The sequence below is a fragment of the Microbacterium sp. 05N427 genome, from assembly GCF_056397105.1.
Map to the genome: position 1 here is coordinate 70,684 of NZ_JBFTMT010000018.1, position 8,377 is coordinate 79,060.

Sequence of the window (8,377 nt, forward strand, 5' to 3'; positions counted from 1 at the left end):
GTGACGCTCGCCACCGGGCGGGCGCCAATGTCTGCAATATTCCGTACCGTCGCAGCATGACCGAAATCGTGCCCACGCCCTCGTCAGGCTGGATCGGGCTTCCTGAGCTCGCGATCGTGCTTGGTGTTCGCAAGCCTGCTGATGCTCGTTTGCGCCTTCGGGCGCTTGGCCTGCAAGCAGGAGAGAGGCCAACCGCGCGGGCTTACGACATCTGCGCGGTGAGGGACATGACCAGTTCAGGAGAGCCCGCCGGCGATTCAGAGATGAACTATGAGTGGAATGTCGCCGTGGTGGTTCGGCTGTGGGAGTCCTCTAGCTGTCGCAACCTCGATTGGTTCTTGGAGGAACGACTGATGGCATTTGAGAAGGCGTTCCGACGGCTTCGAGACACCGGCGAGTTCAGCGAGCGGTGATCATGAGGCGTGGTTGCACGCCTGGTTGCCGAGTGCGAGGTCGCGCTGCGCGGACTACACGCGGTCTTCGTTGCGTTGCCAACGGTGCCCGCTCCGAGCGCAGCAGATGCGCCGATGATCGCCGCATGCAAGAACGCGGATGTATCTGAAAGACGGAATTGCTGAATGTGCGGTGTGGCCAGGCGCCGACCCTGGATAGGTGGCTCAGCCCACGAAAAATGTCAGCGCCTGGCCGGTTTCAATCTTGGCCGGTTCCAAGTTCCTAGGCTTGGAAGCTTTCTGATCTCACCCGTTCCTCACCCGAAGAGGCCGCCGGCGCGGTGAGTGCGGCCTGGCCGCTATCTCGGCTGGTTGATGATGGCCGGGCGTAGTCCAGTGTGGCGCATTCAGGGTTGAGGGCGCGACGATCGGCGCTGGCTGATGGGTGTGCCGCCATGGTGGCTGTCCGTGCTGCGCCCGTCGACCAGGAGCAGGGACACGTCTGAGGAGCGCGCCGGGGGAGCGTGGATCTCTTGGCTGGGGGCATTCGGTTTGAGGCCCTTCACGCTATTGGAGGGGTGGGACGCTGCGTATCGAAACAGCTCACGGACGCGAAGGGTTCCAGCAGCCGCGGTTCCGGCGACGGTAGGCGACAGGATCGTGTTGTCCAGCGCGCTCCCCGTGGCGAGTGCACGATGGATGCGCGGCAACGATTCGAGGCAGTTGACGTGGGCGCAGGGAATGAACCGTTCGCTCGGCAGGGGGGCGACGTGCTTGACCGGTTCGTGCACCGTCGCTGGTTCGTGAGCGTGAGCGCGTTTCTGGGCGACCTTGACAGATGCACGCGCTGGCGCCGCCACGACCGCATAAGGACTCGGCGGCAACAGCCCGGTGGAGTAAGTCGTCCTCGCCAGCCAGTCACCCTAAGGACGAAGTCCCATAGCCCATGGCGTCGCCCCGGCCTTGTGGCACCGGATCAGCTCGGGTCCACAAGGCCGGGGTTGCGCTCTACTTGCCGTCGGGTGTTGTGCCCGCGCTTGCAGTGCCGATACCGCATGTGGTGCCGTCCAGTCCGTTCCAGCCGACGGTTATCCCGGAGAATTCCTTGTTGCCGCCGGCGGTGCTGATCTGCAGGTCACGCCCGATCGGGACACTGCCATGTGGGATGCTGATGACAGCCTGATCGGCGTCAGCGGTCACAGCCGGCATGGGCTTGGTGCCCAGGTCGCCCATGCTGATGCCGCAGTTTTTCTCAAACGACGTCTGGTCGAAGCCTGGGGTGGAGCTGGTCGCCGTCACAGTGTTGGCGCCCGAAGCGGGCGGGCTTGCCGGTGCCTGCAGCGGGGTGACTGCGGTTCCGTCCACCGCCATTGGATCGATCGCTGTGGCGGCGGCGTTGTAGTTCACGGTGGCGTGGATGCCGTGCTTCGCCAGTTCGGCCTGGAGGCCTGTCGAGTCTGACAGGCTATGCACGGTGACCGTCACATCTCCGGAGCTGTCTTCGGTGACGGCGTACGCGGCCGACGGGGACAGCGTAGACACCGCGACAGTGCCCACCACCGCACCGCAGCCGACGACCGCGGCTATGCCCACCATCGCGAAGCGGCGGTTACGCAGCCGGGTCGGCCGCTTCGCTACATGGGCTTTGAGCTCCTCCAGCAGTTCGGTCTCGAACGCGTCAAGCTGATTCGACATTGATCATTCCCTTCGGTTGTGAATGCTTGTGAGCAGCCGAAACCGATGCGACAGTCATATCGACCACCGGAGGCAGCGTGCGGACGAGCACTTTTTGCAACCGGTGCCTGGCCCGGTGCAGACGCACTCGCACAGTCCCTTGCTTCAACCTCAGTGCGGTTGCGATCTCGGCAACGGTCATTCCGTCGACCCAGCGCAGCTCCAGGAGAGCACGGTCCCCATCTGGGACACCGGCGAGGGCCTCCCGCACAGCACGGGCCGCTTGTTCGGCGTCAAGCCGCTCGTCCAGGGCGGCGATCGAATCCTCGGACAGGCAACGTTGTCCGGCGTCGCGGGTGTGGGCATGCCACGCGCGGGCCGCTCGACGTTGCTCACCAGCCACGACCCGGTAGGCGATACCCAGCAACCACGCTCGAGGTTCGCCCTTGGCCGGGTCGAAGCGGTGCGCGGACTCGACCGACGCCAGGAACGTCTCCGCCGTCAAATCCGCAACCGTGTGCGGATCCGCCACGCGCCGCGCGACGAAACGTTCTACCACTCGCACATGCGAGCGGTAGAACAACTCGAACACCTTCGAGTCGACGCCGATCCGGYGCACATCCACGTCGCCGCCTTCAGAATCGGTACTCACAATAGGTATTCGCCGATACTTGCCGAAGCGTTACACGCGCCCCGTCCAGGCCACGCTGGTGGGCGGAACGACGCAGGCCTAACCGACCGAAATGGCGACGTCAAAGTCGCGAGAATTCAGGGCTATTCATCTTGCTTCGCCCTCATGGCTGCGCGAGCATCGGTCAGCGTCTTTGGTGTTGCTTCCCGAGCTGATATTGGTCAGGTGGCGTTCCAGCTGGAAACGAGCACGTGCCCGTCCTCGAAGATCAGGGTGCAAGTCACGCTTATCAGCTTCTGTATCGGGGGTGCATCAGGGGTGAGGCCCGGAATAGTCACGGTGGCGGGGTAGCCGAACCGGTAGCGATCGCCATCCCAGTGGGCGATCGTTCCGCCTGGTGTGCGAGCTGCTACGAATCCATCTGGATATTGGGCGATACCCTGAGCGTCGCATTGCTGCCTAGCCTCCTCCTCAACTCGTACAGTCGGATCGGCCGTGGGCAGAATCGCAGCAGGTGGCGCTGACGCGCTTGCCGAGGCTTCCAATGCAGCCGGCGACCGCGAGGGCTCGCGTCGCGTCGCGTCGACTGGATCGCTCGCGCACGCGGTGGTGATCAGAACGAACGCGAACAGGCTGATGGCACGGAGAAGCCGCATGAGTCCCCTTCGACATTGAGCACGTGCTTCTCAAGCTATTGCTCGCAGGGATACCACAAGGGGTGAATTCGGGCGTACCTTCGGGTGATATCGGGAATACCGTGGCGTGTGAGCTGACTCGACCGGTGCTTCACAGCCGATGGGGTGGAGCGGCCCTTCTGTGGCATGGCATGGCGTGGCAACCGTCAGATGATCAGCTTGCAGCGCAGGGTCTTCTTCAGCTCGGCTCCGAGCGCTCTCGTTCCAGCTGGTCGCCTCCCGCTATGAGCAAGGCCCGATCGTCGTGGCCAGCTACTTCCCGTCAGGCGCCTTGCCGGCAACTCAAACCGCACCCGCAGCGCCGTGACCATGTGGCCCCCGAACGACTCCACCGCAGGCAAGTAGCACCCGCCGCGGTCCTCGGTATTCAGCCGTCGAAAATCCCTCCAATTCAGCTCAAGTTGACAGCCGTGCAACCGCTGCGGGTAGGTCGTCGATACTCGCTCTCGTTGTCGTGCGTAGTACAGCTCTGGCCGACCTTACGCGACTGGGCTGCCGAGGAACCCACGCACGATGATCTGTGTCTGGTGGTCATTTGGTGCGGGTGCCGTCGCGCCAGGTGGTGGTGTGGAGGTGGGTGGTTTCGATGATGTTGGTGGGTCCGGTGTTGATGTGGAGGCGGAGTTTGGCGAGGGTGGAGGTGATGCCGGAGGGTTTGGTGCCGGTGAAGGTGGGGATGGTGTAGGTGGTGGTGAGGATGGTGTTGTTGGGTAGGTACGGGGGGAGTGTTGGTTTGACCGCGGTGTGGCCGGTCCAGGTCCACGTTGTGTTGGCATCGTCGGGGAGAGTCCAGTCGGCGTTCCAGGTGGTGGAGTAGAACGCATCGATGCTGGTTGGGAGCGTGGCGCCTTCTTTGGTTGATTGGCTGAAGGTGAGGGTAGTGGCGTTGATGGTGGTGGCGTAGGGGGCGGACCCTGTGATGGGGTCGCTGAGGGGGACGGTGATGTCCCATCCGGGGGAGCCGGCGAGGTGGAGGACGTTCGCGTCGGGTTTCCAGGGCTCGGTCCAGTTCGCGGCGACGGGGAGCCCGGTGGTGGGGTCGGTGGCGGTGAGTGCTTTCGTCCCGTAGCTGCTGTGAGCGGCGCATCCCGTGGTGTTGCTGGCGGAGCAGTCTGCTGGCGCCGCATGCCCGGTGACGGTGTCTTTAGGTAGTTGGAGGGCGTTCGCAGTGGGGTCGGTGCTGGTGGGGTTGCCGGTGGTGGGGTCGTTCGGATTGTGATTGGGGTTGGTGGTGTTGCCGGTGGGGTAGAGGGTTGGGGTGCGGTTGGCAGTGAGGTCTTCGGCGGGCGGGGTGTATGCGGCGAGGGATGCGGCCATGATCCAGGATTGGGCGCCGGCGGTGGTGGTGATGTGGGTCTTGACCCAACGGGCGGTGACGGGGGTGATCTTGCCAGTGGTTGTGTCTGTGGCGGCGGCGATGGTGCTGCGGTAGCTGACGAGGTTGCCGTTGCTGCTGGTGGCCGCGGCGGGGGCGGGTGTCCATCCGGTGGTGAGGTTGGGGTTTGTGCCGGGGTCGGTTTGGTAGGAGTAGCTGATTTGGGCGGGTAGTCCGATGCCCCAGCTGGGGAGGGTGTACCAGTCGGAAGTGAGTGCTCCGATGGGTTGGTTTTGGCCGAGGTCGGTGACGATGTCGAATCCGGCAGAGGCGGCGGCGGGGCAGTTGGTGGTGGCGCACCAGCCGGTCGCGGTGGCCGGATCGGGGTTAGCGGTTCCGGCGCCGGTGTTTACGGAAGGCGCGGATTGTGCAGTAAGTTTCTCGCCAGCTTGGGCGGTGTAGGTGCTGGAGAACGCGGCGGTGTCGGTGTCGCTGATCAGCACGCACGCGGCAGTCCCTGTCATGGGGACGTTGTCTGGGGTCGTGGTGCTCGCGGTGGGGGAAGCGCAGGGGTTGATCGGTTGCCCGGCGTCGTTGACAAGCTGCACTTCGGACAGGAACGCCCAATTGGTACCGGTGGTGGCGGTGATGTGCAGGCGCACTGCCTGCACAGTCTGGGTCTGCCCGGCGTTCAAAGTCGCGTCGAACCACCCGGTTCCGGGGTTCGCGAAGCTAGCTGGTGGGACGGCTTGCCCGGCTCCGTTGGTGCCGGTGCCTGGATCGGTGTTGGTCCCGGCGAACGCCCCCCCACGCCCAGCTGCCGTCCGCGTTCCGGCTGGAGGCGGTCTGCACGGCGACTGACTGCGGTGGGACGATGCCCATCACTGTCTGGTTCAGCCAGTTGCTGCGCACCTGACGGATCACGGTGTTCCCGCCCAGTTGCAGAGTCACGTCTTTGCTTGTGGTGCCGGTGGGGAAGTTGATCCCGGCCTAGGCAGGGTCGGCATAGTTGGCTTCCCCGGTGATGCCGTCGGCGAGCTTGGGGCGCACTTGCCCGTCTGCCCAGGGTGCGGTCGCAGGCACCCCGGACGACCATACGGATGCTGGGTCGGCGCCGGCGGCGACGACGGTGTAGGGGGCGCCTGCGGAGATTCGTTCCCCGAGCGCGCTGTCCGTGGTCGCGGTGCCCGCCGTGCTGACTGCGTCGGCCGCGGTCAACGGAACTGTCACGGTGGTGCCGGGGGATTTGGGTCCCGGGTTCCCGTATGCGTCGAATGCAGCGACCTGGTACGTGTAGGTGCGCCCGGTCTGCATGCTGGGGTCGGTGAATGCCAGGACCCCGTTGGTTCCCGTGTCCGGCAGCTGGAACCCGTACTGGTCCTGATTGGTAGCCGCCCAGTCACGTTGCAACGGTTGCGGCACCTGCCCGATCGGGGCGCCGTCCCGGAATACCTGGTATCCGGCCACCGGGATGACAACCCCGGTCCCGTTACTGTCTTGTGGTTTGCTGGCCGCGAGCATCGGCCATTGCACCGACACATCGAACGACGATCCCAGCAGGGCCGCGGTCACCTGGTTGTTCCCTGGGTAGCTGTCCGCCCCGATCGCGGGTACTTTCTGTGTCGGCGCCCACCCGTAGCGCAGGTAGGTGGCGTACGCGGCCGTGGTGGCTTGATTTGCTCGCCAGTTCCACCACCACGTTGAGGTGATCATCGCGTTGCCGGAGAACCCGGCCCAGCCATCCAGGTGCGCTGAGGCCCCACCGACGGGTTTGTTCATCGCCGCCATGTTCAACACCACCTGCTGGACTGGCATGTTCGCCACACCTTGCCGGCTGTACAGCTCCACCGTGCCCCACAACTTTGTGGTCGTGCCCGCGCCATCCAACCCTGCCCGCGCAGCGACCATCCACGCTGCCACATCATCTGTGGTTTCGTACTGGGCGCCGACAGCGTCCTGTGGCGCCCACACCGACACGCTCGACCCGGTGACCAGGTTCTTCACCACCGCCGAATACGTCCCCCGTGCCGTTACCTGGTCACTGCTGGCCGGGTCCGCACCGATACTGGCCACATGATACGGGGAGGCCATCACCCCCAACCCGGGCACCTTTCCCGTCACATACTTTGACACTGTATCCATATACCCGTTGAGTAGCTGGAACCGGGTGAACTGTGCATGCGCTACCGGATCGCTGGGGGTATCTGTGGCCCGGTAGTCGGTCGTGTTCGCTTCGAACGGCAAATACACGCCTGCGATCTGAGCCTTGTAAGTGGCCCCGTACTTGGCCCATAACTGGTCAAAGATCTCTTTCGACAACTGGGTCTGGGCGTCCATCCACCCTTGTGTGTCCCGCCCATTTCCGAACCATGGGACCTCGTCGATTTGTAACCCCAACCACACCCGAACTCCCGCATTCTTCGCTGCGGCCAACAAACCTCCCACCTGATCCGAACGCGCCGCGGCCGCTGCGCGACCACATGTCCCGGACTGATCCGCCACCGCGAGGCGGGACTGTTCCCATGCCGGGGTCGTAGACGGGAACACCGGACGCACAAACCGGCCCGGCCCACCCGTCGCCCCCGCCGGAACCACCCCATCACCCACCACACAGTTGGCTGGCGAGTCGTACGTCACGTGAAAGTACGGGTCAGTGCCCGCCCACGTGTTTGCTGTCCACTGCAGTACGATCTGGTCCGCGCACAGGGCCTTCAACTGCGAAATGGTCTCGGCCCATTCCGTTCCCTTGCTGCCCGTGCTCGAGTTCGGGTCACCCCACCACGACCGGTCATCTTGCAATGGCGCGTCCGAGGCATCTGGACGCAGAAACATCGCCGACACGTGCTGCGCCGGCGCCGAGGCACAATCCGGCCGCGACGATGCCGACAACCCTGACGCCCGCGCTCCCACCACCGGACCGACCACCAAGCCCACCAACACCACAAAGCCGGCAACCAGCACCGAAACCTGTCGACGCACCACAACCACCTCACCGCCACCCGAACCGGCAGCACATGCACGAACCACACAACGAAACGAAAAGACTCAATCAGCCCCCGGGTCGCGCACTCGCAACACCCAGGGGACTGCAGCCCGGTTACTGAGGGCTGGGGCGGCGCCGAGACACCAGCATCAGCACACCCGCCACTAGCAGGACCCCTCCGGTGATCAGGGGGCTGAGCGGGAACGCCGACCCCGTATCCGACAACGCCCCCGATATCCCCCGAGCATGCTCGGCCGAGGTTGTCCGCGGAGCCGCGGTGGGACCACTGGCAGGAACCGAGACACCGGTCGAAACGGGAGCAGGCGTCGCCATCGGCGACGGACGCACCGGGGAAGGCGGCGCCGAGGACACGGGCGGGGGCGTTCCAGCCGACCCAGGCAGCGGAGAGAACGTCGGGGAAGGGGCCGACGTTGGTGTCGGCGTCGGGACGGGGGCTGCGTCAGCCAAGACCGAGAGCGTGTTGGTTGAGGACAGGCCGTTCTCGGGGGTCTTGTTGCCGAAGGAGAAGTGGCTCATCCACAACCCGGTTCCTGGTGGGGCGTTCAGCGGCATCTGGAAGTCCACGCTCATCCGTGCTGTCGCTCCCTGCGGCAACTGTCGCGGCAGATCGCCGACGATCTCCATGTGGTTCGCGTCGCCTTTCAGATGACCGGCATTGACCGGGTC

General features: G+C 64.8%; 6 protein-coding genes. 2 read left to right on the plus strand and 4 right to left on the minus strand.

What is annotated here, in order from left to right; translation table 11 throughout:
- Positions 1–56 precede the first annotated feature (56 nt).
- The gene (locus AC1DG4_RS16150; protein ID WP_477420326.1) at positions 57–413 is read left to right on the plus strand and encodes a hypothetical protein; all 357 of its coding nucleotides are present in this window, start codon (positions 57–59) and stop codon (positions 411–413) included.
- Between the two features lie 987 nt (positions 414–1,400).
- Here AC1DG4_RS16150 and AC1DG4_RS16155 read toward each other — a convergent pair.
- The 4 genes from AC1DG4_RS16155 to AC1DG4_RS16170 all read right to left on the minus strand — a co-directional run bounded on the left by AC1DG4_RS16155 (position 1,401) and on the right by AC1DG4_RS16170 (position 7,539).
- The gene (locus tag AC1DG4_RS16155) at positions 1,401–2,087 is read right to left on the minus strand and encodes a hypothetical protein (RefSeq protein ID WP_477420328.1); all 687 of its coding nucleotides are present in this window, start codon (positions 2,085–2,087) and stop codon (positions 1,401–1,403) included.
- The gene (locus AC1DG4_RS16160; protein WP_477421342.1) at positions 2,071–2,718 is read right to left on the minus strand and encodes an RNA polymerase sigma factor; all 648 of its coding nucleotides are present in this window, start codon (positions 2,716–2,718) and stop codon (positions 2,071–2,073) included. Before AC1DG4_RS16160 ends, AC1DG4_RS16155 begins: the two co-directional genes overlap by 17 nt.
- A gap of 1,205 nt (positions 2,719–3,923) precedes the next feature.
- The gene (locus AC1DG4_RS16165; protein WP_477420332.1) at positions 3,924–5,369 is read right to left on the minus strand and encodes a hypothetical protein; all 1,446 of its coding nucleotides are present in this window, start codon (positions 5,367–5,369) and stop codon (positions 3,924–3,926) included.
- Between the two features lie 328 nt (positions 5,370–5,697).
- Complete coding sequence (locus tag AC1DG4_RS16170) at positions 5,698–7,539, minus strand: DUF4434 domain-containing protein (protein ID WP_477420340.1); 1,842 nt, start codon at positions 7,537–7,539, stop codon at positions 5,698–5,700.
- A 332-nt stretch (positions 7,540–7,871) separates the two neighbouring features.
- On the opposite strand from AC1DG4_RS16170, the gene AC1DG4_RS16175 reads away from it, so the two are divergent.
- Positions 7,872–8,360, plus strand: coding sequence for a hypothetical protein (locus tag AC1DG4_RS16175; RefSeq protein WP_477420334.1), 489 nt, complete (start codon positions 7,872–7,874; stop codon positions 8,358–8,360).
- Positions 8,361–8,377 lie beyond the last annotated feature (17 nt).

Bases quoted from the DNA above. Each gene is read 5' to 3' on its own strand.
- AC1DG4_RS16150 (WP_477420326.1), top strand. From the start codon at position 57: ATGACCGAAATCGTGCCCACGCCCTCGTCAGGCTGGATCGGGCTTCCT.
- AC1DG4_RS16155 (WP_477420328.1), bottom strand. From the start codon at position 2,087: ATGTCGAATCAGCTTGACGCGTTCGAGACCGAACTGCTGGAGGAGCTC.
- AC1DG4_RS16170 (WP_477420340.1), bottom strand. From the start codon at position 7,539: ATGTTTCTGCGTCCAGATGCCTCGGACGCGCCATTGCAAGATGACCGG.